26 protein-coding genes and 1 other RNA gene are annotated in these 24,851 nt (G+C 68.8%); 16 read left to right on the plus strand and 11 right to left on the minus strand.

Annotated features, from left to right (window positions below; all coding sequences use genetic code 11):
* Positions 1-99: 99 nt before the first annotated feature.
* Positions 100-1,569: a non-reducing end alpha-L-arabinofuranosidase family hydrolase gene (locus tag ACFT2C_RS25485; RefSeq protein WP_377209890.1), complete on the minus strand. Its 1,470-nt coding sequence runs from the start codon at positions 1,567-1,569 to the stop codon at positions 100-102.
* 295 nt (positions 1,570-1,864) lie between these two features.
* On the opposite strand from ACFT2C_RS25485, the gene ACFT2C_RS25490 reads away from it, so the two are divergent.
* On the plus strand, positions 1,865-3,841 hold the full coding sequence (locus ACFT2C_RS25490; RefSeq protein WP_377209891.1) for a thioredoxin domain-containing protein: 1,977 nt from the start codon (positions 1,865-1,867) through the stop codon (positions 3,839-3,841).
* A 43-nt stretch (positions 3,842-3,884) separates the two neighbouring features.
* On the opposite strand, the gene ACFT2C_RS25495 is transcribed toward ACFT2C_RS25490, so the two are convergent.
* Both ACFT2C_RS25495 and ACFT2C_RS25500 read right to left on the minus strand, forming a co-directional pair.
* Positions 3,885-4,259 (minus strand): hypothetical protein, encoded by a 375-nt coding sequence (locus ACFT2C_RS25495; RefSeq protein WP_377209892.1) that lies wholly within the window; start codon positions 4,257-4,259, stop codon positions 3,885-3,887.
* 125 nt (positions 4,260-4,384) lie between these two features.
* Entirely contained in the window at positions 4,385-4,960 is a 576-nt protein-coding gene (locus tag ACFT2C_RS25500; protein WP_377209893.1) for a pyridoxamine 5'-phosphate oxidase family protein, read from the minus strand.
* Positions 4,961-5,057: 97 nt separating this feature from the next.
* On the opposite strand from ACFT2C_RS25500, the gene ACFT2C_RS25505 reads away from it, so the two are divergent.
* From ACFT2C_RS25505 to ACFT2C_RS25520, 4 genes are all read left to right on the plus strand, one after another.
* On the plus strand, positions 5,058-6,434 hold the full coding sequence (locus tag ACFT2C_RS25505; RefSeq protein ID WP_377209894.1) for a glutamate decarboxylase: 1,377 nt from the start codon (positions 5,058-5,060) through the stop codon (positions 6,432-6,434).
* A 159-nt stretch (positions 6,435-6,593) separates the two neighbouring features.
* A complete protein-coding gene (locus ACFT2C_RS25510; protein WP_377209895.1) occupies positions 6,594-7,847 on the plus strand; it encodes a peptidase inhibitor family I36 protein in 1,254 nt (417 codons plus the stop codon).
* Between the two features lie 43 nt (positions 7,848-7,890).
* Positions 7,891-8,043: a hypothetical protein gene (locus ACFT2C_RS25515; protein WP_377209896.1), complete on the plus strand. Its 153-nt coding sequence runs from the start codon at positions 7,891-7,893 to the stop codon at positions 8,041-8,043.
* 6 nt (positions 8,044-8,049) lie between these two features.
* Complete coding sequence (locus ACFT2C_RS25520) at positions 8,050-8,337, plus strand: hypothetical protein (protein WP_377209897.1); 288 nt, start codon at positions 8,050-8,052, stop codon at positions 8,335-8,337.
* Here the strand turns inward: ACFT2C_RS25520 and ACFT2C_RS25525 are convergent.
* The 4 genes from ACFT2C_RS25525 to ACFT2C_RS25540 all read right to left on the minus strand — a co-directional run bounded on the left by ACFT2C_RS25525 (position 8,330) and on the right by ACFT2C_RS25540 (position 11,629).
* On the minus strand, positions 8,330-9,304 hold the full coding sequence (locus tag ACFT2C_RS25525) for a LuxR C-terminal-related transcriptional regulator (RefSeq protein WP_377209898.1): 975 nt from the start codon (positions 9,302-9,304) through the stop codon (positions 8,330-8,332). The two genes, ACFT2C_RS25520 and ACFT2C_RS25525, sit on opposite strands and share 8 nt — an antisense overlap.
* Positions 9,305-9,464: 160 nt before the next feature.
* A complete protein-coding gene (locus tag ACFT2C_RS25530; RefSeq protein WP_377209899.1) occupies positions 9,465-9,866 on the minus strand; it encodes a squamosa promoter-binding protein 15 in 402 nt (133 codons plus the stop codon).
* 88 nt (positions 9,867-9,954) lie between these two features.
* Complete coding sequence (locus ACFT2C_RS25535; protein ID WP_377209900.1) at positions 9,955-10,542, minus strand: HD family hydrolase; 588 nt, start codon at positions 10,540-10,542, stop codon at positions 9,955-9,957.
* Between the two features lie 127 nt (positions 10,543-10,669).
* Entirely contained in the window at positions 10,670-11,629 is a 960-nt protein-coding gene (locus ACFT2C_RS25540) for an enoyl-CoA hydratase/isomerase family protein (protein WP_377209901.1), read from the minus strand.
* A 359-nt stretch (positions 11,630-11,988) separates the two neighbouring features.
* Between ACFT2C_RS25540 and ACFT2C_RS25545 the strand changes: the two genes are divergently transcribed.
* The 7 genes from ACFT2C_RS25545 (at position 11,989) to ACFT2C_RS25575 (ending at position 16,489) form a co-directional block, all read left to right on the plus strand.
* On the plus strand, positions 11,989-12,207 hold the full coding sequence (locus ACFT2C_RS25545) for a CsbD family protein (RefSeq protein ID WP_377209902.1): 219 nt from the start codon (positions 11,989-11,991) through the stop codon (positions 12,205-12,207).
* A 112-nt stretch (positions 12,208-12,319) separates the two neighbouring features.
* Positions 12,320-13,243 carry a phosphotransferase family protein gene (locus ACFT2C_RS25550; RefSeq protein WP_377209903.1) on the plus strand — a complete coding sequence of 308 codons (924 nt, stop codon included), beginning with the start codon at positions 12,320-12,322 and terminating at the stop codon, positions 13,241-13,243.
* Positions 13,244-13,299: 56 nt separating this feature from the next.
* Positions 13,300-13,950 (plus strand): nucleotidyltransferase domain-containing protein, encoded by a 651-nt coding sequence (locus ACFT2C_RS25555; protein WP_377209904.1) that lies wholly within the window; start codon positions 13,300-13,302, stop codon positions 13,948-13,950.
* 7 nt (positions 13,951-13,957) lie between these two features.
* Positions 13,958-14,158 (plus strand): divalent cation tolerance protein CutA, encoded by a 201-nt coding sequence (gene cutA, locus ACFT2C_RS25560; RefSeq protein ID WP_377209905.1) that lies wholly within the window; start codon positions 13,958-13,960, stop codon positions 14,156-14,158.
* Between the two features lie 118 nt (positions 14,159-14,276).
* On the plus strand, positions 14,277-14,735 hold the full coding sequence (locus ACFT2C_RS25565) for a MarR family winged helix-turn-helix transcriptional regulator (protein WP_377209906.1): 459 nt from the start codon (positions 14,277-14,279) through the stop codon (positions 14,733-14,735).
* Between the two features lie 26 nt (positions 14,736-14,761).
* A complete protein-coding gene (locus tag ACFT2C_RS25570) occupies positions 14,762-16,162 on the plus strand; it encodes an MFS transporter (RefSeq protein ID WP_377209907.1) in 1,401 nt (466 codons plus the stop codon).
* A gap of 33 nt (positions 16,163-16,195) precedes the next feature.
* Positions 16,196-16,489, plus strand: a complete 294-nt coding sequence (locus ACFT2C_RS25575) for a DUF1330 domain-containing protein (RefSeq protein WP_377209908.1) — start codon at positions 16,196-16,198, stop codon at positions 16,487-16,489.
* 75 nt (positions 16,490-16,564) lie between these two features.
* On the opposite strand, the gene ACFT2C_RS25580 is transcribed toward ACFT2C_RS25575, so the two are convergent.
* The gene (locus ACFT2C_RS25580) at positions 16,565-17,164 is read right to left on the minus strand and encodes a TetR/AcrR family transcriptional regulator (protein WP_377209909.1); all 600 of its coding nucleotides are present in this window, start codon (positions 17,162-17,164) and stop codon (positions 16,565-16,567) included.
* A 75-nt stretch (positions 17,165-17,239) separates the two neighbouring features.
* On the opposite strand from ACFT2C_RS25580, the gene ACFT2C_RS25585 reads away from it, so the two are divergent.
* Complete coding sequence (locus ACFT2C_RS25585; RefSeq protein WP_377209910.1) at positions 17,240-18,043, plus strand: enoyl-CoA hydratase/isomerase family protein; 804 nt, start codon at positions 17,240-17,242, stop codon at positions 18,041-18,043.
* 421 nt (positions 18,044-18,464) lie between these two features.
* Here ACFT2C_RS25585 and ACFT2C_RS25590 read toward each other — a convergent pair whose 3' ends face one another.
* Positions 18,465-19,775 (minus strand): ricin-type beta-trefoil lectin domain protein, encoded by a 1,311-nt coding sequence (locus tag ACFT2C_RS25590; RefSeq protein ID WP_377209911.1) that lies wholly within the window; start codon positions 19,773-19,775, stop codon positions 18,465-18,467.
* Between the two features lie 410 nt (positions 19,776-20,185).
* On the opposite strand from ACFT2C_RS25590, the gene ACFT2C_RS25595 reads away from it, so the two are divergent.
* Positions 20,186-20,392 (plus strand): hypothetical protein, encoded by a 207-nt coding sequence (locus ACFT2C_RS25595; protein ID WP_377209912.1) that lies wholly within the window; start codon positions 20,186-20,188, stop codon positions 20,390-20,392.
* A 105-nt stretch (positions 20,393-20,497) separates the two neighbouring features.
* The gene (locus ACFT2C_RS25600; RefSeq protein WP_377209913.1) at positions 20,498-21,409 is read left to right on the plus strand and encodes a MerR family transcriptional regulator; all 912 of its coding nucleotides are present in this window, start codon (positions 20,498-20,500) and stop codon (positions 21,407-21,409) included.
* 368 nt (positions 21,410-21,777) lie between these two features.
* Here ACFT2C_RS25600 and ACFT2C_RS25605 read toward each other — a convergent pair whose 3' ends face one another.
* Positions 21,778-23,091 carry an endo-1,4-beta-xylanase gene (locus tag ACFT2C_RS25605; protein ID WP_377209914.1) on the minus strand — a complete coding sequence of 438 codons (1,314 nt, stop codon included), beginning with the start codon at positions 23,089-23,091 and terminating at the stop codon, positions 21,778-21,780.
* Between the two features lie 312 nt (positions 23,092-23,403).
* Positions 23,404-23,802: RNase P RNA component class A (gene rnpB / locus ACFT2C_RS25610), an RNA gene on the minus strand.
* Positions 23,803-23,906: 104 nt separating this feature from the next.
* On the opposite strand from rnpB, the gene ACFT2C_RS25615 reads away from it, so the two are divergent.
* Positions 23,907-24,734, plus strand: a complete 828-nt coding sequence (locus ACFT2C_RS25615; protein ID WP_377209915.1) for a YaaA family protein — start codon at positions 23,907-23,909, stop codon at positions 24,732-24,734.
* Positions 24,735-24,851: the final 117 nt, after the last annotated feature.

The raw sequence follows: 24,851 nt of genomic DNA on the forward strand, positions 1-24,851 counted from the left end.
GCGCAGGGGCAACCACTCAGGCTGCCGCTGTACCCGTGGGGGGGCGCGGGGCGCGGCCCCCCGGGGGCCCGGGTGCGCGGCGACGACGGAGCCTCGGACCTACCGCTGGAGCGTGAGCAGGCCCGGCCGGTACGGGAGCAGGCCGTAGTCCATCCCGTCCGAGCTGGGCGAGCGACCCTGGTACAGGAGCTGCAGATTGCAGGGGTCGATGGTCATGGTCTGGTCGGCGCTGGTGCGGATGAGCTCACCGTGGCTGATGTCGTTGGTCCAGGTGGCGCCGCTGTTGGCCTTGCCGGCGAACGGGTTGCTCTCCGTCGCGGCTTGCGGCGTCCAGGAACCGGAGAGGCTGGTCGCCGTGAACGAGCGGAAGTACCGTCCGTTCGCTCCCATCGCCTCGACGATCATCAGGTACTTGTTCTGGTCCTTGAGCTTGTAGACCTGAGGGGCCTCGAACAGGTTGGCCGTCGTGTCGCTCATGATGGTCTCGTAGGAGCTGCCGAAGCTGCCCGGGAAGTTGCCGATCGGCATGCTGGCCCGGTAGATCTTCCCGTTGTCCCCGGCGAAGAACAGGTACATGTTCGTACCGTCGCCGATGATCGTCTGGTCGATGGGTCCGGTGCCGGAGCCGGAGATCGACCCGGTGAACAGCGGGCTCGCGGCCGACCAGCCGTTCGCGTTCGTCGGGTCGCTGGAGGTCCGGTACATGAACGGGGACGGGCCCCACTGGTACGTGAGCACCCAGATGTTCCGCGGGGCGAAGTAGAAGAGCGACGGGGCCACCGTCCCGGAGGACATGGTGTTCTGCGTGGCGCCGGCCATGTCCGACCAGTTGGTGAAGAGGCCGAAGTTCATCGAGCCCCAGGACGTGCCCGCGTCGTGGGTCGTAGCGTAGACGAGCTGCTTGCCGTTGTACGGCACCGTGGTGAAGTCCTTGAGCGAGACCCAGCCCGGCTTCGGGTTCGCCAGGGCACCGGTGGACGACCACCGGTAGGACGACGGCAGGTCGCAGGCCGACGTCGAGTTGCTCACGAACGAGGCGTCGTCGACGTAGAGGCTGTCCGTGCCGGCGGCGGTCTCCACATAGAACGTGGCGGACGACAGGGTCCCGGACCAGGACACGGTCGCGGTGCCGGTGAGCTGCGTCCAGCCGGAGGAGTTCACGGCCCCCTGCGCCAGGTTGATGTAGCTCGTCGTGCCGCCGGCGGTCACCGCCAGCGTGACCCGGCCGGTCGGCGTCCCGCTCTGGGAGCGCACCCAGACGCTCGCCGAGTAGCTGGTGCTGTTCGTGAGCGCGGAGGTGACGGTCTGGGCGGGACCGTTCCACGACGCCGTCCGACCGGTCTGCGAGAGGGAACGGCTGCCGCCGTGGACCACGCTCGTGCTGGACGCCAGCGAGCCGGCGCCGAAGACCGACCAGCCCGTGGTGCCGTTCTCCATGTCGCCGTTGGTGAGCAGGTTGGCGCTCGCCGCGGCGGCGGGCGGGGCCTGCGTGGTCGGCAACACTGCTGCTGAGGCCAGCACCAGCGTCGCCGCCAGCCCCAGTGCGAGACTTGCGATGGACTTCCTCATCCTTCGCTCCATATCTGTCAGGGCGCAGCCTGCACTGGCTGTGCCTGGGCATAGGTGGTGCCCTACCTGCGGCGTGATCAGGGCCGCGGCTCATGGGGAGCCGCCTGCGTGGAACCAGACTGTGTGAGCGCTAACATCGTTGTCGCGAACAGGTTCTCAGCAGCGGTAGATTTATCGATAACGTTATCGAACCTTGTCGTCATATACAAGACATCTCCGGCGGGATCGCGCTGGGTTCGGCTGTGGCGCTGCCAGGGCGGGAGCGGACGCCGTCGCAGGGTGTCAGGCTGGTGGGATGCCGAACCGTCTGGCAACAGCGACCAGTCCCTACCTCCTCCAGCACGCGGAGAATCCCGTCGACTGGCGGGAATGGGGCGACGAGGCGTTCGCCGAGGCCCGGCGGCGCGAGGTGCCGGTCCTGCTGTCCGTCGGGTACGCGGCGTGCCACTGGTGCCACGTGATGGCGCACGAGTCGTTCGAGGACGACGACGTCGCCGCCGCGATCAACTCCCGGTTCGTCGCGGTCAAGGTCGACCGCGAGGAGCGTCCCGACGTCGACAACGTCTACATGACCGCGACGACCGAGCTGACCGGGCAGGGCGGCTGGCCCATGACCTGCTTCCTCACCCCGGACGGCGAGCCGTTCTACTGCGGCACGTACTACCCGCGCGAGCAGTTCCTCGCGCTGCTCGACGCGGTCACGGAGGCGTGGACGCAACGTCGCGACGCCGTCGTGCAGCAAGGTGCGGCGATCACCGAGGCAATCGCGCTCAGGTCCTCGCGACTCACGCCCGAGGTGCTCGGCGACGCCGCGCTCGACCGCGCCACGCGGCTCATGGCGCGCTACGCCGACCCGGTACGGGGCGGGTTCGGCGGCGCGCCCAAGTTCCCGCCGTCGATGACGCTCGAGCACCTCCTGCGCCACCACGCCCGCACCGGCGACGCCGAGGCGCTGCGCCTCGTCGAGCGTACGTGCGAGGCCATGGCCCGCGGCGGCATCTACGACCAGCTCGCGGGCGGGTTCGCGCGGTACTCGGTCGACGCCGCCTGGGTCGTGCCGCACTTCGAGAAGATGCTGTACGACAACGCCCAGCTCCTGCGCGTCTACCTGCACCTGTACCGCGCGACCGGCTCGTCGCTCGCCGCACGCGTCGCCCGCGAGACCACCAGCTTCCTCCTGGCGGACCTGCGCACTCCCGAGGGCGCGTTCGCCTCCGCGCTCGACGCCGACACCGACGGCGTCGAGGGACTCACCTACGTCTGGACCCCCGAGCAGCTCACGGAGGTCCTGGGGCCCGACGACGGCGCTCGCGCCGCCGAGGTCCTGTCCGTCACGCCCGAGGGCACGTTCGAGAGCGGTGCCTCGACCCTCCAGCTGCCCGACGATCCCGACCCGGACTGGTGGACGGCGGCGCGGGCGCGGCTCGCCGAGGCCCGGGCCGCGCGGCCCCAGCCCGCCCGCGACGACAAGGTCGTCACCGCGTGGAACGGCCTGGCGATCGCCGCCCTCGCCGAGGCGGGCGCCCTGCTCGACGTCCCGCGCTACGTCTCCGCCGCACGGGAGTGCGCCGAGCTGGTCCTGCGCCTCCACCTCGTCGACGGGCGGCTGCGGCGGGCGTCGCGCGAGGGCGTCGTCGGTGCCGCACCCGGAGTCGCGGCCGACCACGGTGACCTCGCCGAGGGCCTCCTCACGCTGCACCAGGCGACCGGGGAGGCACGGTGGCTCCAGGCCGCCGGCGACCTGCTCGACGTCGCACTGGCCCGGTTCGGCGACGGCGCCGGGGGCTTCTTCGACGTGGCCGACGACGCCGAGCGCCTCGTGAGCCGGCCGAAGGATCCGACGGACGGGGCCGAGCCCGCGGGGCAGTCGTCGCTCGCCGGCGCCCTGTGCACGTACGCCGCGCTCACGGGTTCGTCGCGGCACCGTCGGGCCGCCGAGGCCGCGGTCGCCGCGGCCGGCGGGCTGGCCCGGCAGGCGCCACGGTTCGCGGGATGGGCGCTCGCGGTCGCGGAGGCGCTCGCCGCCGGCCCGCTGCAGGTCGCCGTCGTCGGGCACGACGACTTGGCGCGTGCCGCGCTCGAGGAGGTGGCGCGGGGCGCGACGTCGCCCGGGCTGGTGGTCGCCGTCGGAGAGCCGGACGCCCCAGGCGTGCCCCTGCTTGCCGACCGTCCGCTTGTCGACGGGCGCGCGGCGGCGTACGTGTGCCGAGGGTTCGTGTGCGACCGGCCGGTGACGACGACCGAGGAGCTCGCGAGAGCGCTCAGGGCGTGACCGGCCCGGTCCGGTGGAGGCCGACGACCTCCGCCGGCAAGCCTCAGCCGGCGGATTCCATGTTCTTCGTGACCACGTCGAGGGTCCGCTGCAGCTCCTCGGTCGGGCTGAACTCGACGACCTCGGTGCCGGCGTAGAGCACCGGGGTGTGGCCCGGGGGGACGTAGTAGGCGTCGCCGGTCTCGAACGTCTCCTCGCCGGAGGAGGTCTTGAACGTCAGCTTGCCCGCGAGAACGTATCCCCAATGGGCTGCCTGGCACTCGTCGTCCGGCAGTCCCTTGAAGAACGGTGAGAGGTCGGCATCGGCGGTGTACTTCTCGAAGGCCACCGTATAGCCCCCTTCGAATTTCTCCAGGTGACCCTCGTAGCCCTCCACCTCAACGGTTTCTGATGCGCTTGTCTTCGATGCCTTGGGCATGGTTCTCTTCCTTTCGGGACCACCAGCGTGGGCACTGCCACTCCCACGGTCCGTCCGGAGCAGTCCCTCCGCAAGCCCGGCGACGGGCGTCGTCCAGGCGGGCGCCAGGTCCTGCGTCCGGCCTGTCACAAGGCCGGGTCCGGCTCGTCGAGCGGGTCGACGTCGTAGGCCGGCAGGCCGTCGATGCTCGTCAGGTTGTTGCGACGCCGGAACTCCTGCTGCCCTTCCTCGCCCTTGCGCTCGAAGTACGGCGCGATGATGTCCCTCTCCCCCGCGTAGGACATGAGGGGCACGCCCCAGCCGCAGCTGTCGGAGACGCGTTCGACGTCGACCACGATGACGGCACGAGCGCCCGGGATGTCGGTGAACCGGCTCGCGAGGGCGGGGTACTCGTCGTCGTACCGGGTCACGACGCGGCCGGTGCCGTGGAAGCGGACGATGTTCGGCGGGCCGTCGAACGCGCAGAACATCAGGGTGATCCGGCCGTTCTCGCGGAGGTGCGCCACCGTCTCGCTCCCGCTCCCGGTGCCGTCGAGCCACGCGAACGTGTGGTCGTCGAGCACGGCGAACGTGCCGGGGACACCGCGCGGCGAGACGTTGACGTGCCCGTCCGCGGCGAGCGGCGCCGTCGCGACGAAGAACATCTGCTGTCGCTCGACGAACTCGCGTAGCCGGCCTTCGATCCGCTCGTGCAGCTTCATGCACCGCATGCTGCCATGGACGGCGCCGGGCGCGAACCTCGGCCCCGGGCCCCTGCTCCGGTCGACGGCGTGAATCGGCCGTGCTTCACTCGAATTCATGGCGACCACGCGCGACGAGCGCAGCACGGCGCTCTACGGCAACCGCTTCCTCACCGAGGAGGCGCCGTCCACGGTGTTCCCGGCCAACGGCATGAGCCCCACCGACACGATGCGGATGCTGGACGAGGACCTCGCCCTCGAGGGCGACCCGATGCGCAACCTGGCGACCTTCGTCACCACGTGGATGGAGCCCGAGGCGCAGCGGATCATCGCCGAGAACCTGCACCGCAACTTCATCGACCACGCCGAGTACCCGATCTCCGCGGAGATCGAGCAGCGCTGCGTCCGGATGCTCGCCGACCTGTTCCACGCGCCCGGCGAGACCACCGGGTGCCGCACCCAGGGATCGTCGGAGGCGATCATGCTCGGCGCGCTCTCGCTGAAGTGGAAGTGGAAGGAGCGCCGCGAGGCCGCAGGGCTGTCCGTGGACAAGCCCAACCTCGTCTTCGGCGGCGACGTGCACGTGGTCTGGGAGAAGTTCTGCCGCTACTTCGACGTCGAGCCCCGGATCATCCCGCTCGCCCCGGACAAGTACACGATCGGCCCCGACGACGTGGCCCCGCACCTCGACGAGAACACCATCGGCGTCGCCGCCGTCCTGGGCACCACGTTCACCGGGCACATGGACGACATCGTCGGGATCAACGGGCTGCTCCTGGACGTGAAGGCCGACCGCGGGCTCGACATCCCGCTGCACGTCGACGGCGCCAGCGGAGGCTTCGTCTGGCCGTTCCTCTACCCCGACTCGGCCTGGGACTTCCGGCTCGAGCAGGTCCGGTCCATCAACGTCTCCGGGCACAAGTACGGCCTGGTCTACCCGGGGATCGGCTGGCTGGTCTTCCGCGAGGAGTCCGACCTCGCCCAGGACCTCGTCTTCTACGAGAACTACCTCGGCAAGACCGACGCGACGTTCACGCTCAACTTCTCGACCGGCGCGGCCATGGTCCTCGCCCAGTACTACAACTTCGTTCGTCTCGGCCGCGAGGGCTACACCTACGTGATGAGCCAGATGCAGCAGAACGCCCGGGTGCTGGCGGCCAACCTGCGCGACACCGGGCGCTTCGAGGTGATCGGCGACGACGCCGAGCAGCTCCCGCTGGTCGCCTTCCGGCTCGCGGGCGACCACGTCGGGTACGACGAGTCCGACGTCGCCTGGCAGCTCGCGGCCGAACGTGGCTGGATGGTGCCGGCGTACACGCTCCCCCCGGACGCGCAGGGGGTGAAGATCCTGCGCGCCCTGGTCAAGGAGACGATGAGCCGCGCCCAGGTCGACCGGCTGACGCAGGACATCGTGACCGCCTGCGAAACCCTCGACCTCAAGGGCGGCGTGCACCCCGCCGAGCGCACGCAGGCGAAGACCGGCACCGGCTACTGACGGACGACCGTCTCCGGGCTGGCAGCAAGGAGCCTTGGCACCCTGCTCCCACTATCCGCGCGCTTCGGCTGTTGCCACGATCTCCGTACCCGGCCCGGAATCCCTGGCCGGCAGAGACGTCACCGGGTCGTCCTGCGACCCGATGAAGGGAGCATGTTGATGAGAAGAGCGTCTGCGCTTCTCGCGGTGATCTCGTTGGTGGCCTCGATCCTGGGGGCCGTGGTCGGTGTGGCGGCGCCAGCGTCTGCCGCCGCACGTGACGGGGTCTGCGACAGCGGCGAGTTCTGTTACTACTACAACAGCGACAACGCGGGGTCCGTCTCGGACTTCGCCGGCTCTGTCAGCGACTACGCCTCGACGCAGCCGTCGTGCTACGACTTCAAGAGCGCGGGCGCCGGCCAGGGCGAATGCATCAAGAACAACGCGGCCTCCGTGTGGAACAGGTCCACCAAGACGGTCCGCGTCTATTACAACAGCAACTACGGCGGCTCCTACCAGGACATCGCGGCGGGCTACAAGGGCAACCTCAACAGCACGCTCTACAACAACAACGCCTCGCACCAGTTCGTCGGGGCGCCCTCTGCCGGCGGCGGTTCCCGCAGCGGAACCTGCGAGAGCGGTGAGCTCTGCTACTACTACAACAGCGGCAACGCGGGGTCCATCTCGGACTTCACCGACTCGGTCGGTGACTACGGCGCGACGCAGCCGTCGTGCTACGACTACAAGGGCGCGGGCGCCGGCCAGGGCGAGTGCATCAAGAACAACGCCGCGTCGGTGTGGAACCGATCCAGCAAGACGGTCTGCGTCTACTACAACAGCTACTACGGCGGTTCCGCGCAGGCCCTGGCGGCGGGCTTCAAGGGTCAACTCAACGGCACGCTGTACAACAACAACGCCTCCCACAAGTTCATCACGGGCACCGAGTGCCCGGTCTCCAGCGGCCCTGTCGACCCGGGCGACCCCGGCGGGGACACCAGCGGCGACTACGCGCAGAAGGTCGAGCGGGTCATCCAGGCCGCGCTGGCGCAGACCGGTCAGGGCTACTCCTACTCGTGGGGCGGCGGCAACAAGTACGGCCCGACCTACGGCATCTGCTGCAGCCCGGGCGGCTACGACGACCGGGGCCGGTTCGGCTTCGACTGCTCGGGCCTGACGCAGTACGCGTTCTGGCATGGTGCCGGCGTCGACATCGGCACGTACACCGGCGCCCACCTCAGCAAGGGGACGAAGGTCTCGATGAGCAACCTGCAGCGCGGCGACCTCATCATGTGGGGCGGCTGGTCGAGCACCTACCACACGGCGATATACCTAGGAAACGGCCAGATGGTCGAGGCGGCGCCACCCCGTAACTCGACGAGCGTGCACGTGACCAATGTGTACGGAGGCGACTTCGGGATCCGGGTGACCATGTGATCCCGGCACGCTGAGAAACCCCGACATCGAACGGAGAGACATCGTGCAGCTCAACACCGGCCAGCGCGCCGCGGCCGTCGTCCTGACCGTGCTCCTGCTCAGCGCCGCGGGCCAGGGAGCCGCCGTCGCGGCGGACCCGCAGTGGGAGTCGGCCCCGCAGTGGGAGTCGGCTCTGCCGACCGCCGTCCTGCCCTGAGCATCGATGCGCATCGTCAGCATCACTGTCGAGGCGCCACCCACCGCGGCCTGGACCACGTCGGCGAAACTCGTCGAGGCGGTCCAGGCCGCGGCCGTTCCGCAGGACGAGCTGGTGCACGTCTACGCCGGCCTGCGGCCCGCCGGCTTCGGCGTGGTGGTCTTCCTCCTGGTCCCGCTGGACCAGGCGGCGGCGACCGGGTGCCGCCTCGTCCTGGCCGCTGCCGACTCCCTCGACCTGCCCGGCTGGACCCTGGGCAGCGTCAGGGTCTGGGGGCCGGCGGGCCTCAGCTGAGATCTGCCGGATCCAGCCAGCTGCGGTCCAGCGCTCGCGCTCCGGCCTGGAAGCGGCTGCAGGCGTCGAGGCGCTCCATGAGGCCGCTGCTCAGGCGGCGTACCGTCCGCAGGGACACGCCGAGCCTGCGGCCCGCCGCCTCGTCGGTCGCGCCCTTGGCCCACAGCCGGAGCAGCTCGTGCTCCTGGACCGACAGGCCGTCGTCGTCCCGCTGCCGCCCCGCACCGAGCGGGGTCGCCGTACGCCAGATCTGCGTGAACAGGGCCATGAGGGCGGCCACCACTCCGGGCGAGGTCATCACGACTGCCCCGGAACCCGAGATGGTGTCGGCCAGGGGAACCATCGCGTGGTCCTGGTCGATGATCTGCAGTCGGACCGGGACGGTCGCGGCGAGTCGCACCTCGGCCCCGTTGTTCCGTAGCCACGTCGCATGGTCCCAGGTCGCCTGGTCGTTGCGGATGCTCTCCAGGTAGACCGTGCGCATCCGGACGCCGCGGTCCAGCAAGGTCTGGCTCAGTGCGCGGCTCGATCCCATCGCACGGGGAGATGTGGCCCGGGTGGGCACGAACGTGCACAGCTCGTGGGTGCACTGCTCGGTGAGCGTCGCGAGGCGGTCCCTCGCCTCATCCGCGGTCTCGAGGATCTCGACGTCCGACCCCTTGCGCGCGTTCTGGAGCTCGGAGACGAGACGTGCGAGAGCCACCCGGCCCTCCTCGATCTCCTGGTTGCGCCGCGCGACCTCCGCCTGCTCCCGGGCGAGCAGTGCGGCGAGCCCCAGCTCCGGGCTGACCGGACGAAGACCCTCGCCACCGGCCCAAGAGTCCTCGACGAGCATCAGGCGGGACAGCTCGTCCAGCGCCTCTCGGACCTCCGCCTCGTCGATCCCGAGCGTGTTCGCGATCCGGTCCGGCCCCGCGTCGCGATCCCGCAGCATCTGCAGGTACACCGACTCGGCCGTGCCAGACATCCCCAGACCTTGCAGCATCTTCTGCCTCCCCGATCGGACGGACGAACGGGCCCGGGCGGCCGTCCCGGTCTCGCATGCTCGCACAGGGCGTCAGGCCCGAACAGGGATCGGCGCGGATCTCACCCGCTCGGCGTTCTTGAGGCGATGACCTGCGCGTACCTCACTCCTGGAAGAAGTCCTCGTCCTTCTCGTTCGGTGCCAGCGGCGCGAACTGTCGCAGCTCGCCGCCGCGGATCATCCACAGCCGGAAGAAGTACTCGTGCTGGTCCATCACCAGAAGCTGCACCGCATTCGGCACCCGCCACGGCATCTCGAAGAACCTCTTCCGGAGGGCATCGAGGTCGGCGTGGTTCAACGCGCCTGCCCACACCTCGCACTCGGGGACCTTCCACCCGCCCCACTGTTCGTTCTCCACACCGGTGAGCAACCTCAGGTACCCCACCCCACGGGGCTCAGGACTCGACGACCGAGGCGCTTCCGTCCGCAGCCACTCGCTCAGCGCCTCCGCGTTCTCGTTGTCGTCCATGTCGACCGAGATCATGACGTTCGCTACCCAGCTCATGGCGATCGTTGTACTGGAGGGAGCGGGCACCTGACCAATCGATTCGAGGCCCGTGCGGGTCTTGCGGACAACCTGCGGACTGCGCGAGTCAGGACTGGGCCTGGTCGTGCCAGGTCATGGTGCTGCCCGCCAGTGCGGCGTCGGCCACGCGGGACGCGAACGACGTCGTCAGGCCCACGCGGGAGCTGTCGATCCACTTCTGGACGTGCTGGTAGCCCGCCGCCCGGTACTCCAGGGCCTGGAGGAGGCATTCCAGCTTGTCTGCGTCCTTGGCGCACCGTGCTTCCAGCGTCTCCCGTGCCTCGTACTCGACCACGGCTTCGGTGACCGTCTTCGCCGCCGCGTCCGGCAGGTAGACGACCTGGTCCCGGGTGATCGTCTCGTTGTCGGCCTTCTCCCCGATGTAGCGGCGCGCCGAGTGCGGGAGGTCGGTGATCCGGGTCTCCTGCGAGTCGTGCCACAGCCCCAGGTACGCCGCACGAGCGGGGTCGGCGCCCTCCTCCGCGGCGATCAGCGCGGCGAGCTGCGCCACCCGCAGGCTGTGCTCGGCGACCGACTCCGGGTCCCGGACGCCGGCCTGCCACCATCCGGCACGGCGTAGGCGCTTGAGGACGCCCATCTCATAAGCGAAGTTCGCGACGCCCGCAGCGTGGGGGTCGGGCACGTGGTCGGTCATATGGGCGCCTCCTTGGCTGTCGCCCGGCAAGTCGAGCAGGAGATTGCTCCGCGGGCAACTCGCTCAGCCGATGACGCGCATCGGGACGTTGGGGTCGCTGACGCCTCGTCGCTCTTGTCAGTTCGTGCTATTCGTTCGAACCACCGCCGATGCGGCCGTCGCGCAGTGCCTGGGCGTACGTCTTGGCGTCCAGCAAGGGCAGATCGCCCGTCTCTTCCGTCGCGACGACGTATTCGAGCATCCGCCTCTGGGCTTCCTTGGCCTGATCTCTCACGAGGAACTCCGCGTGCTCGAACTGCAGGCCGGCCAACAGCGGCATCGAGGAGCCGAAGTACACCGACCGCTTGATCGCCCCGAGCGACTTCTTCGACCGCAGGCTCAGGTACTCGGCTCGCTCGATCGCGCGCTCGAGCACCTTGTCCTGCGGCACCACTTCGTCGACAGCGCCGAGCGCGAGGGCTTCTGCAGGCGTGAACGGCTTGCCCTCCAGGATCGCGGCCAGCGATTGCCGGGAGCCGATCAAGCGGGTCAGTCGCTGGGAGCCGCCGCCTCCCGGGGTCAGCGCGAGCAGCACCTCGGTCAGGCCGATGACGAAGTCTCCGTCTGCCATGATCCGCACGTCACATGCCCAGGCGAACTCTGCGCCGATGGCGAGCGCCGAGCCGTTCAGTGCCGCGATGAAGATGGTGCCGCTCGCGTTCATCTTGAGGAACGTCGCGTGCAGGCCATCCAGCTGCAGGAGTGTCTTCAGCTTGGTCTTGCCTGCGAGTGTCCTGATGCCCGGCATCTTGTTGATGGCGGTCGCGATGCGGAAGACGAACCCCGCGGTACGGGTATTGATGGGCGGGAACCCGACGCCGCCCTCCTGGAGCCAGGTGATGTCCGCGTGGCTCAGGAATCGATCGGGGTGGGCTCCCGTGAACACGACGGCGTGGACGCTGGGATCCTTGTCGGCCCTGTCGACGAGCCTGCCGAGCTGGGCCGCCATGCCTGGATCCAGCAGCGCGTGCTCGCCGCCGTTGATGCGCACGACCAAGGTCGCGCCGCGTTCCTCTACTTCCAGTCCTGTTTTGCCTTCGGACGTCATGATCGTGCCTCTCCGGAGTTGTCGACATCCCTGCCGGACCCCACGTGGGCGATCAGCTCGGCATCGATCTGCCGAGCCGCAGTCGTCATGAGTTCCTGAAGGTTTGGCTTACGTTCGTACGACTATAGAGAGACGTGGCTTCGAGAACAAGACCTTCCGGAAACTGATCCGTACTTCTGACTGGACCGGGCCTCGGGCGCGACGAAGTGCCCGGCCGCGAATCCGGGCTCCGGGTCGGAGCCGGATGCCGCGGCGCGCGGTGCGAGTGAACGCCACCGGTGACACGGTGGAGAGTGCCCCGAGGGTCGTGAACGGCGCTCGGGCTGTGCGGCCCGGGCTCCACCAGGTGAGGAGACGTCATGAGCATGGGCGACAAGATCAAGCACCAGGCCGAGGAGGCCAAGGGCCGCCTCAAGAAGAACGTCGGCGACGCGACGGACGACCCTGAGATGGAGGCCGAAGGCCGCGCCGAGACCCTGGCAGCCGAGGCCAAGCAGGCGGGCGACAAGGTCAAGGACGCCGCGCACGAGGTCGTGGAAGAGGGCGAGGACGCCGTCGACAAGATGAGGGACCGCTGACCTACAGCTCCAGCGATATGGTGCCGTTGCTCCGCGCTACTTGGTTCCGCCTCGGGAGTGGCAGGCGAAAAACCATCGATGACACACCCAGTGGTGCCTTAGATTCCGCGGCATGGACCTTTCGCTTCTCGGGACGCCGATCGGGCCTGTGGCCCGCGTCGACGGCGGGTTCGCCAACCGGATGTACAGGCTCGACACCGACCAGGGATCGTTCGCGGTGAAGGAGCTCAACCTCGTCGACCGCCGCTCGGTCTATCACGCCGAAGACGTCTTCAGGTTCGAGCAGGCGGCCTTCGCCGCCGGCATCCCGATGCCGGAGCCGATCTCAGTCAGCCACGACACGCTCGTCCACCGGTGGGTCGAGGGAGAGAAGATCCCCGAAGCGCCGGTGTCGGCGGCGTACGCGTTCGAGATCGGTGAGATCCTCGCACGCATCCACGCGCTCGACGTCCCATGGACCCACGCGTCGATCGAGGAGCCGACGTCGCGGGACTGGCCCGAGCTCGCCGCGCAGGCCGCGGCGACCGGACAGCCGTGGGCCGACGAGCTCGCCTCCCACGTCGAGACGTTCCTGGCGATCGCCCGCTTCGTCGAGACCTGCGAGAGGCCGGGCCCCGTCGTGCTGACCCACAAGGACATCCAGCCGTGGAACCTCCTCGCCCGGGACGGCCGGCCGGTCCTGCTCGACTGGGAGCTCTCGGGGATGCTCGACCTGTCCGGTGAGCTCGGCTCGACCGCGCTGAGCCTCGCGAAGGGACCCGGCTTCGACACCGTCGAGCCCGCGATCTTCCGCTCGGTCCTCGACGGGTACGTCGCAGGGGGCGGGAAACTGCCGCCGTCGGGTCCGAGCTGGTTCGTCTTCATGATCGGCGGCTGGCTGGGGCACACGCGGTGGAACATCCTCCGCTGCCTTGCCGGCGCCGAGGCGAGCACCGGTCCTGACCTCGCACTGTCGCACGAGTCCGCGCGCAACGGCATTCGCGGCCTCCCCGACATGTTCGGCCGACTTCCAGAGCTCGAGGCGCTGCTCAAGTGACGGTGCCTCGTTCTCCGTGCTGGGTGCGCGGCGTCGCCAGCAGCTAGGTTTCACAGGTGAGCCATGCACCGGCACCGCAGCCCGCAGCAGCACGCCCGCTCCCTCCCGAGGCCTTTGCCCAGTGGTACGGCCCGTGGGAGCCGCTGACCCCCGCCTCGGCGGCGGACTTCATGGACGGCTTCGACAGGCCGTGGTGGATCATCGGTGGCTGGGCCATCGAGGCATTCACCGGAGTTCCGCGGCAGCACGACGACCTCGACATCTCGATCCTGTCCAGCGACGCGGAGGCTTTCCGGAGATTCCTCGGCGATCGGTTCACCCCGTGGAACATGGACCAGAGCTGGCTCCGACCGTTCGACGACCGGTTCCGGGAGGTCAGTCCCCACAGCTCTCTCTGGATCAGGAAGAACGCTCTGGCACCCTGGATCCTCGACGTCCCGTTCACAAAGGACACCGACGGGCAATGGACCAACAAGCGCTGGCCCGACCAGGTGGCACCCCTGGAGGAGGTCACCTGGACGGCCGCTGACGGGTTGCTCTACCTACGCCCCGAGCACGTCCTGATGATGAAATCGCGCCTCGCGCGCGACAAGGACCGCATCGACGCCGAGGTCGCGCTACCGCTGCTCGACGTCGCCCAACGCCACTGGCTCCGCGGCACCGTCAAGAACCTGCATCCGGAGCACCCCTGGCTCGATCAGCTGTGAGTAGCCAATGTGTACCGCTCGGCCGCGACTGACATCCACTAAGGAGTGGCGCGTCACGTACAAGACGACCGCTGCCCTTGCCGAGCGGCTGACCGAGTACCTCGTGCGTGAGCATTCCTACGACGTCCCGGAGGTCCTGGTGACGCCGGTGATCGGCGGGCACCAGAAGTACCTGGAGTGGCTGCAGGACGAGACGCAGCGGGAGTGATCGCTGGAATCTGAACGTCTGCAGGCCGCGGAGGTCGGCGATTGCACGCCCCGTCGCAGCCTGAACACCCTGACCGGAACTGCATAAAGGATTTATATGAATCTGCTATGCTTCAGGCGTGAGTCGCCGAGACGCCGCGCACGGCACTTCCGATGCCATCGGGTCAGCCCTCTACGGTCTTGCCACCAGGGCCGTGAGACGCCTTCCCCGCGACATGAGCCTGACGTCCGCCGCCACCTTGGCCACCCTGGACAAGACCGGCCCGCGACGGATCACCGATCTAGCGGTGGCCGAGGGCGTCACCCAGCCCGCGATGACCGTCCTGGTCCGGGTGATGGAGGAATCCGGGATGGTCGAGCGGAAGGGCGATCCGTCCGACAAGCGGGTCACGCTGGTGTGCCTGACCGAGGCCGGCGCGTCGTACGTCCGGACGCGACGCCAGGCGGGCGTCGACGCGTACGCGCGGTTGATCGACGAACTCACTGGTGACGAGGTCGAGGCCTTGGCAGCAGCCCTTCCGGCGCTGCTGCATCTGGCGGAGCTCGAAAGCCACGCCCGAGAGGAGTCGGGCCGGTGACCGCGGCCCAGGCTCATGACCAGCCCATGAGCACTGCCCTGAGACGTTCCGAGGCACGTCTGCTGGTCCCCGCCCTGATGTTCATCGCCCTGGTCGTGGCGGCGGTCGCCAGCCTCGGGACGCCGCTCATCACCAGCGTGGCGACCACGTTCCACGTCTCCCTCGACAGCGCGCAGTGGACGCTGACCATCGCCCTGCTCAGCGGCGCCGTCGCCACACCCGTCCTCGGCCGGCTCGGAGCCGGTCCGCACCGGCGGGCCACGATTCTCGCCACGCTGGCGATCGTCGTCGTCGGCAGCGCGCTCACCGTGCTGCCGCTGCCGTTTGCCTGGCTGCTCGTGGGCAGAGCGGCCCAAGGCGTCGGACTCGGTCTCACGGCGCTGATGATGGGCGTGGCCCGCGACCATCTTCCCGAGGAGCGCAGCGCAGCCACGATCGCCCTGATCTCGGTGGTCTCCATCATCGGAGCTGGCGTGGGCTACCCGCTGGCCGCGCTGCTCGCCGAGCTCGGCGGGCTGCGGGCCGCCTACGGCCTCGGCCTGCTCGTCACCTCCATCGCCTTCGTGACCGCGTGGCGCTCCATGCCCGCAGCTCCCGAAGGCCGCTCCGCTCACGTGAACGTGGCCGGTGCGCTCGTCCTGGCGGGTGGACTGCTCCTCGTCCTGTTCCTGGCCGGCGAGATGAGCCTGTGGAGCCGACACCTCGCCGTGGCTGTGACCCTTGCCGTCGCCGCCGTACTCCTGCTCTGCGTCTGGACCGTTTCCGAACTGCGAACCAAGACGCCCCTGGTCGACGTCCGGGCGGTACGGCACCCGGCGGTCGCCGGGGCGAACATCGCCATGTTCGTCGGCGGGAGCGGCATGTACCTTCTGCTCACGCTCATCACCCGCTACGCGCAGACCCCGCACAGCGCCGGCTACGGCTTCGGACTGACCACCTTCGTGGCGGGGCTGGTGCTCATCCCGTTCTCCCTGCTGGGGTTCGTCGCCGGCAAGCTCACGCCGCGGGTCCGCGAACGGATCGACGGCCCCCTGCTCCTGGCCGGCAGCGCCGCCATCGTCGGCGGCGGGTTTGTCCTGTTCGCCACCGCCCGGTCCAACGTGGCCGAACTGGTCGCGGCCATGGGCGTGCTGGGCTTCGGCGTCGGCAGCTTCTCGGCCGCCATGCCCGGCGTCATCCTGGCGGTCACCCCCAAGAGCGAGACGTCGAGCGCCATGAGCTTCAACTACGTCGTCCGCAGCGTCGGGTACTCCCTAGGCAGCGCCATCGGCGGCCTGATCCTCGCCGCGGGCACCGACCCCGGCCACCTCTTCCCCGACGACAGCGCCTACACCACCGCGGCGCTGGTCGGCGTCGGCGCCATGGCGATCACGACGCTGACAAGCCTCGCTCTCGCCCGCCGACGCTCGTCCGAGACCAACCCGTAAGTCAGATGCACTCATCCCAACACTGGAGGTTCCATGCCCAAGGGCTACTGGGTCAGCGTCTACCGCACCATTTCAGACCCCGAGAAGCTGGCTGCTTACAACAAGCTGGCCCGTCCGGCCGTGAAGGCCGGGGGCGGGCGGATCCTCGCCCGCGACGGTCGAGTCGTGGCGCACGACGCCGGAATCGCCCAGCGCACCATCCTGATCGAGTTCGACAGCTTCGAGCAGGCCGTCGCGGCGCGCGAGAGTGCCGCATACCAGGAGGCGCTGGTCGCCCTCTCCGACGGCGTCGAGCGCGACTTCCGCATCATCGAAGGCCTCGACTGACGATCGGGGCTGCGTCGGCAACGAACACGAAGCCGACTGCGGGGATTGTCGCCGAACCGCAGCTCGATGGGCTGTCTACTCCGGCGGCCGCCGCGCCGGCGGCGGGCGGTCGTGTGGGGCGGGGGTCTGGAGACCGTCCATGACAACCTCGAACAGGCGTGCGGCCACATCCGCCGATCCGGCCGAGGCGACAGCGATGCCGTTCGCGAGCTTGAGCAGGTCACCGACGTCGATCGTCGTGCGGAGGTGTCCGGTGTCCTGTGCAGCGACGAGGAGTCGGCGACAAGCGTCGGTCAGTGAGTAGTGCCGAGCTTCGAGAGTTGTGTCGGCGTCGTTGGCAGCAAGCAAAGTCGCGAGCCCGCGAAACGAGGTGCTGAACTGGACGAGCTCCAGCAGCCAGGCCCGCAGCGCCTGTTCAGGGCGGTTGACTGACTGCAGCTCGGCCGCCCGCGCGGCGAGGCGATCGGCTTCGGCATCCAGCACGGAGTGAACCAGGTCTACCCTCCCGCTGAAGTGGCGGTGCAGTGTCGCCGAACCGACCCCGGCGGCCTTGGCCACTGCGTCCAACGGCATGTTCACGCCGTGCTGGCGGAACAACCGCGCGCCCGCCGCCAGGATCCGCTCGCGATTCGCGAGGGCGTCTGCGCGAACTCCACGTTGTCTCTCTTCGACCACGGCAACCCACTCTCTGCTAGCGTCACCATCATAAACGGGCTGACACCCCATTTAAGACGGGACCCGGGAGCTCATATGTCCGAAGCAATCGCCGGCCGAGACCGTGACCTCGGGAACTTCATCCCCGGTCCGTCGCTCAGCGAGTACAGGGTTCGGTTCGAGTCACACTTCGCCCTGGACCGGCAAGACGGCATCCTCACCATCCGCATGCACCGGCAAGGGCAAGCTGCCCGCTGGTCCAGGGGATTGCTGAACGCCTGGAACCTCCTGCTCCGGGAGGTGGGTGCAGACAGGGACAACGAGGTCGTCATCATCACGGGCACCGGCGACTCCTGGCTGGCCGGAGTCGAAGCACGGTCCTTCGCCGAACCACTGAACCAGTGGGACAGCGACCTCGTCGTCGAGCAGTACAACGACGGAGTCAGACTCCTCGAACGACTGGTCTTCGACATCGATGTCCCAACCATCGCGGCCATCAACGGTCCTGGCCCGCGATTGGAGCTCCCATTGCTCTGCGATCTGACTCTTTGCACCGAAGACGCCGTCTTCGGTGACGGGAATTTCAGCGCCGGTTCGATCCCCGGTGACGGGATGTTCCTCGCGCTGTGCGAACTTGTGGGACCGAAGAGGGCGAGCTACATCGTCTACACCGGCCAGGGAATCCCGGCGAACGAGGCCGAACGCCTCGGCATCGTCAACGAAGTCGTCACGCGCGCGGAGCTGATGCCCCGAGCCCACGAGCTCGCGTCGCGAATCATGGCCAGGCCTCGCACCGCTCGGCGGCTGACCCATGGCATCGCCAGTCGGCCGTGGCAACGTCGGCTCGTGGCCGACCTAAGGAACTCCTACGCGCACCAACTCCTCGGTATGACCACTTGATGCCTCGTCGCCTCTGAAAAGCGCTCCGATGCTGACATTCGGCACCGCATGCACCGACAGCGATCTACATGCGCCCGCCACTCCCGCGAGCTGACTGCCCACTGAGGTACCCCCGCCGCCACCTTCACCGGCCACGCCACGCCTGAGGAGTACGGCGAAGCCGGTTCCTACGCGGAGTGGTACTCGAGGATCGTCTGCCCGTCGGCCTGCTGGGACCTCGTACCGGTCGAGAGACTCCTTGGCGACGTCGAACCGTGTCACGTACCCGACACCGCTCGCCTTGACGTTCCAGTCACGTGCGATCCGGGTCGCGTGTTCAATGCGGACTGGCGCTTCGCCGTTGAAGGGCGCAGCGGAACGGGCCCCCTCGCGGAAGGCCCGTTCACTTGTGCGCGGTGCAGCGGGTGCGCCGGTCGGCGGACTAGCTCAAGGCCCAGTTCTGGCTCGTCGAGCCGTTGCAGGCCGACAGGACCGCCACGGTCCCGTTGGCCGTCCCGTTGTTGGTCGTGCCCAGGCACAGTCCCGACTGGACGCCGGTGATCGTGCCGTTGGCGTTCACGTTCCACTGCTGGTTCGCGCCGCCGTGGCAGTCCCAGATGATGGCCCTGGTCCCCGGTGAGGTCCCGGCGCCTTCAGCGTCGAGGCACTTGCCGCCGTACACGGAGAGCTGCTTCGACGCGGTGACGGACCACTGCTGGTTCGCCCCGTCGTGGCAGTCCCACAGCTGCACGACCGCACCGTTCGACTGCGACTGCGCCGAGACGTCCAGGCAGCGGTCGGCGCCGCCGTTGCGCACCTCGCCGCTGTCGGCGGGCGGGGTGGAGGAGAACTGGCTGATGAAGCGCCAGATCTCGTTCTTCACCCAGCTGCGGGCACCGCTCTCGCAACCGCGGCAACCGTCGACCGGTCCCTGCTGGTGGCCGCCGTCGAACGGCGCCCACACGACCGGGAAGCCGGCGCGGCAGGAGTAGGTGGTGAGGGTGTGCGTCAGGCTGCCCGCCGCGGGCTCCGGCGCGTTCTGCGCGGCGCAGCCGTTGTTGGAGAGGAACCGGTCGCGCATGCCGCGCCCGGCGCCGATGTTGTCCGAGACACCATGGACGCCCATGTATGCCACGGCTCCCGTGCCCCCGCTGCAGCCGCTGATCCCGCCGGGCGCGGCGATCGCGATGACCCCGCGGAACACGTCCGGGCGGGCGCATGCCAGCGCGTAGCTCATCGCGCCGCCATAGCTGAAGCCCAGGGAGAACCGCTGCGCCTGGTCGACGCAGAGGTCGGCTTCGATCGTCCGGATCATGTCGTCGAAGAACACGACATCCTGGCCGTTCGAGTTGGCCCAGCCGTTGCCTAGGCCCTGCGGCGCGACGAAGATCGCCGAGCCGTTGGACAGGGCGTCGAGCCCGTAGTGCGCGTAGACGGCGCCGTCGGAGCCGCCGCCGGCGACCTGCTCGGCGGTGCCGCCCAACCAGTGGTTGCCGAAGATCAGCTTGTGCGGCTTGTTGCGGTCGTAGTTCGCGGGGACCTTGAGGATGTAGCTGCGGTTCTGGCCGCTGCTCTGGATGTTGTGCATGCCGCTGTTGAGGGTTGGGGCCTTCCCGCAGCCGGAGCTGGCGGCCGCGGTGACGTCGGAAGCGCTGGCCTGGGACGTCTCGGCGGCCTGCGCTGTCACACCCCCGGCCGTCGCCACGACGATCGCGGCCGCGAGGCACACGAGAGCGGATCTGAATCTCGACATAGGACGAAACTCCTTGTGGTCAGCATCGTTGAGACCTGTGGGGCGGCATCGTATGAGAGGTCCGTTGCCGCGGAGGACGCGGCCAGGCGTCGCCTGGAAGCGCTCCCAGTCGCTGGGGAATCCTGTCGTGCGATGCCTTGAAAATCAACGAGAGTCTAAATAAATGCGGTCAATGCCCGGGGGGATCTAAACGATTAGGGTGCGATGTCCTTGCGGTGGGATGTCAGACATCGGATCTCTCCGCGACGGTGTTTCAGCGCGCCAGGCGGCCGTGTACCGGGTCTTCCCGGACCGCCACGTGTTCGTCCTGACCGCACTCTGAGCGCGTTGGAGAGGCTTGAATCGGACGGACCGCCCCACGGGAGCGCGCACAGGTCCTTGCCGGAGCCACCGGCCAGGATATCGCCTTCGTGCAGCTCACCGAGGACGACGAGCGTGACCGGCTTCGCGGCTACGGATACGACGACGACTACGTCGAGTTCGGAATGCAGCTGGCCACCGACCCGCCCGACGCCGCCGGCATCGTACTGCCCACCGTCGAAGCCGTCACCGGCCGGCCTGAACCTTCGCCCAGTGGGCGCGGGAGAACGCCGAGCAGTTTCCGCACGACACCCTGACCCGCCCTTCCAGAGGTCGGGGCGGGAGTGCCTGGAGTTGCACCTGCCGTAGCGGCATGTGGTCTGGTGGACTCACGTCCCGCCCCAGTGAGGAAGGCCCCGCTCATGTATTCGTCCTTCATCCCGCCGCGCCAGGTCAAGATCGGTGACGCGGCGGCCTTCGTCGGCACCACACCGCGGGCGATTCGTCACTACCACGAGATCGGCCTGCTCCCGGAGCCCGAGCGGGGCGGTGACGACCGCCGCCGCTATGGCTACGAGGACATGATCCGGCTGCTGTGGATCCGCAAGATGGCCGACGCCGGGATCGCCCTGGACGACATCCGCGATGCCTTCGCCGGAACGGCTTCTGCCGGTGCCGACAACGACCACGGCATCGCGGGCAACCTGGAGCGGCTGGAGGAAACCCTCACCGCCCAGGAAGCCGAGCTGCGGCGGCAGCGGACCGCCGTGCGGCGTATGCGCACCGAAGGCAGCAGGATGGGCCTGCTCTCCGACTTCGTCACCAGCCGCCTCAAGAACCTGCCCGAGGGCTCCCTGCGCCAGACGGACCTGGACGGCCTGCTGGTCATCGAGCGGATCTTCGGCCCTCTGGGTGCGGCCGTCAACGCCACCCGTTACATCGCCCTGGCCACCCACCCGGAACTGCGGGAGGAGTCCGACCGTGTTGATGCCGCCGAGGAGGCACTCGATGACACGGTCGCTGTTGACGACCCCCGCGTGGCACAGGTGGCTGCCGAACGGCACGCGTTCGAGAAGGTGCTGGAAGCCGTCATCGAGGATTCCGGCCTGGCGCAGAGTGACGATGCGTTGTTCGAGTCCTGGGATGCTCTGCACCCCATCACCGCTAGTGAGAACGGGGACGAGGCCAGCCACCACTCCGGCAGTGGGCAAAGGTCTATGAGCGCATTCGATGCCGCCGGAAAGATGCCCTACGACTTCTCCCCGGCCCGCTTGCGCTGCATGCAACTGACCGAAGGGCTCGCGAAGACGTCCTGGCTCGCGGAGACCTCCTGACAGACCGAACGGGCGGTCACCGGTGTTCCCGGCGACGGCCCGTCAGCAGCGGTCGGGCTGCGGAGCGGCCGATGAGGCGAAGAAGCACCACTCGCAGTCACGCAGCACGCCTTGGCCCGCGACCGAAGTGGCTCAATTGACGCCGGGTGCTGTCACCAGCGCGCAGCCATCGATCCACCTTGCCAGCGTCGAGAGTGTCGCCAGTTGTTCGAGCGCCTCTTGCCGGGGCACGTCTGCTTGCCGAATACGATGGTCGCCGGGTCTTGGCCTCGACGCCAGAGATCGAACCTCCGTGACCCGGTCCGTGGGCGGCGGCTGGTCGGACGGGTGCCCATCCAACCAGCCCCCCGCGGGTCAGCGACTGCCGGTCAAACCCGGCTCCACCGCTGGTTCGCGTTGGAGTGGCACGACCACAGGATCACGGCCGTGCCGTTCGCTGTGGCCGCGCCGTTCACGTCGAGGCACAGCGACGGGAACCGAACGCTGCTGATCGAGCTGCCGTTGGACGTCCACTGCTGGTTGTTGCCCCCGTTGCAGTCCCACAGCTGGACCCGGGTGCCGTTCGCGGCGTCCGCAGGGACGTCCAGGCACTTGCCCAGTATCCGCAGCGTCTGGCCGCTCTGGGTGATCTGCTGGTTGGAGTTGTTGTGGCAGTCCCAGATCTGCAGGCCCGTGCCGTTGGTGGTGGTGCCGTTCGGCACGTCGAGGCACCGGCCCGAAGACTCGCTCCGCAGCCGGAACGTGTTGCCCGAGGAGACGCCGTTGAGCGCGTCGAGGACGGCGTAGTAGGCGGGCTTCTTGTTGCCCGAGCGGTCGAACAGCAGGGGGTTGTCCGTGCGCCAGGAGGTGTCGTCGCGCACACCCCACACCGTGATGCCGTTGCACCGCGAGACCGCGAGGCACGCCCGAGTCACCGCTCCGTAGATGTTGGCCTGGTTGTTGCCCTGCTCCACGTCCAGCTCGGTGATCTGCACGTCGACACCCAGGTCCGCGAACCGCTGCAGGTTGGCCTGGTAGTCGCTGGAGAGCGAGGTTCCTAGGTGCGACTGGAACCCGACACAGTCGATCGGCACCCCACGGGCCTTGAAGTCCCTGACCATGTTGTAGATCCCGGTCGACTTCGCGTTGATCCCGTCGGTGTTGTAGTCGTTGTAGCAGAGCTTGGCGCCCGGGTCGGCCGCCCGCGCGGCCCTGAACGCCGCCTCGATCCAGTCGTTCCCCGTGCGCTGGAGGTTCGAGTCCCGCCGGCCACCCGAACCGCCGTCGGCGAACGCCTCGTTGACGACGTCCCACGAGTAGATCTTGCCGCGGTAGTGGGTGGCGACCTGCGTGATGTGGTTGAGCAGCGCGTTGCGCAGCGCGCTGCCCTCCATGCTCTGCATCCAGCCCGGCTGCTGGGCGTGCCACGCGAGAGTGTGGCCGCGCACCTGCTTGCCGTTCTGGATCGCCCAGTTCGCGATCTGGTCGCCACGTGAGAAGTTGAACTGGTTCTGCGACGGCTCGGTCGCGTCCATCTTCATCTCGTTCTCGGCCGTGATCATGTTGAACTCACGGTTCAAGATCGTGGTGTACGCCGACTCGCTCAACCGCCCAGCCGGCACCGCCGCACCGAAGTACCGCCCGCTCTGCGCAGCCGCGGCGCCCAACGTGCTCTCCGCAGCCTGCGCCGGCGCGGCAGCCATCAAACCGGCAACCACCGATGCGACGCACAACGCCGCACCCACCAAGGTGCGACGGCCAGGTCTTGATGTAGTCCTCATCGCAACTCCTCTTCTACGACACCTGGCGTCTTCGACAGGTGGGGGACCGAACAGAGACTCCGGTCGTGTGACATCACATAACTTCGCGGGCCGGCACCCTGGCAAGGACTGAAACGATTAGGTGGGCCCGCAGGATGATCTGTAGCTCGACGAAGAGGAGCAGACACGTGCCGCGATCGGCCTCGTCCCGGCCGCCTTCGGCCAGCACTCCGATGCAGGTCAGAGCGTTAAAAGCGGACGAGTCGGTCTGTACGCCGGGTTCTGTTCCCGCGCCGGGTTACCCCCGCGCGGGCGACGGTCATCCATCTAGGCCCTGCGTTGCCGCAGGGCTCGAGCGGTCTACCCGACTGTGCCTCTCCGAAGAGAGTCGGGCGGGCAGCCCTCAAACACAGTCTGTCTGACCTTGCTCCAGGTGGGGTTTACCTAGCCGCTGCCGTCACCGGCAGCGCTGGTGGTCTCTTACACCACCGTTTCACCCTTACCTCCGGTCCAAGGACCGGAGGCGGTCTGTTTTCTGTGGCACTGTCCCGCGGGTCACCCCGGGTGGCTGTTAACCACCACCTTGCCCTGTGGAGCCCGGACGTTCCTCGGCGGGCGCCCGAGGGCACCCAACGCGACCGTCCGACCGACTCGTCCGCAGTAGAAGAGTACCTGTACGTCAGACGTCGACGCGGCAGCCGAGCGCCGTGCGCACCGACCCTGGCGAGCCGGGCCGCCGGGCAACTTAGGCTGGGCGAGTGCTGTTGCTCCTCCCGCCCTCCGAGGGCAAGACCCCCGCGCCCGACGGCGCAGCTCCCGTCGACCTGAGCGCCCTGGTCCACCCGGAGCTCACCGCACGGCGCGAGCAGGTCCTGGCCGAGCTCGCGAGGGTCAGCGCGCGGCCCGACGCCGTCTCGGCGCTCGGGGTCGGCGCGGGGCTCGCCGACGAGGTCGCGCGCAACACGACGCTGCACACGGCGCCGTCGGCCCGCGCGGCCGAGGTCTACACGGGCGTCCTGTACGCGGCGGCCGGCCTGGCCACCCTGCCCGATGGCGCGGCGCAGCGCGCCCACGCGAGCGTCCTGACGTTTTCCGGGCTGTGGGGCGTGGTCGCGCCCGGCGACCGCATTCCCGCCTACCGGCTCAGCATGGGCGTGGGCCTGCCCGACGTCGGCCGGCTCGCCACGTTCTGGAAGCCCGCCCTCGCCGAGGTGCTCGACGCGCGGGCCGCGGGCGACGTCGTCGTCGACTGCCGGTCGGCGACGTACGTCGCCGCCTGGCGGCCGCGGACGACGGGTGACGGCGCCGCCGAATGGGTGGAGGTACGCGTGCTGCGCGAGACCGACGGGAAGCGGACAGTGGTGTCGCACAACGCGAAGCACACGCGCGGGGTGCTCGCCGGGCACCTGCTGCGGCGCGAGCCCGAGGCTCGGACCAGCGAGGACGTGCTCAAGGCCGCGCAGGAGCTGGTCGGTTCGGTGCTGCTCACCGAGATCGGCTCGGGCAAGGACCAGACCCTGATCGAGGCGAACCTGCTCGATGCGAAGCCCCGGGGTCCGCGCACGCTGGAGCTAATCCTCGCCTGAACCCTCTTGTTGTGGGCGTGATCGTTGCGCCTCAGCGGGCCGGGGGAGGGCCCCCCGGAACCCCCCCACCCCAAAGATGACAGGGGGGCCCCCGGGCGGGCGGGGTCACCACCGGGG

Source organism: Promicromonospora sp. NPDC057138 (genome assembly GCF_042670845.1).
Classification (GTDB): Bacteria; Actinomycetota; Actinomycetes; order Actinomycetales; family Cellulomonadaceae; genus Promicromonospora.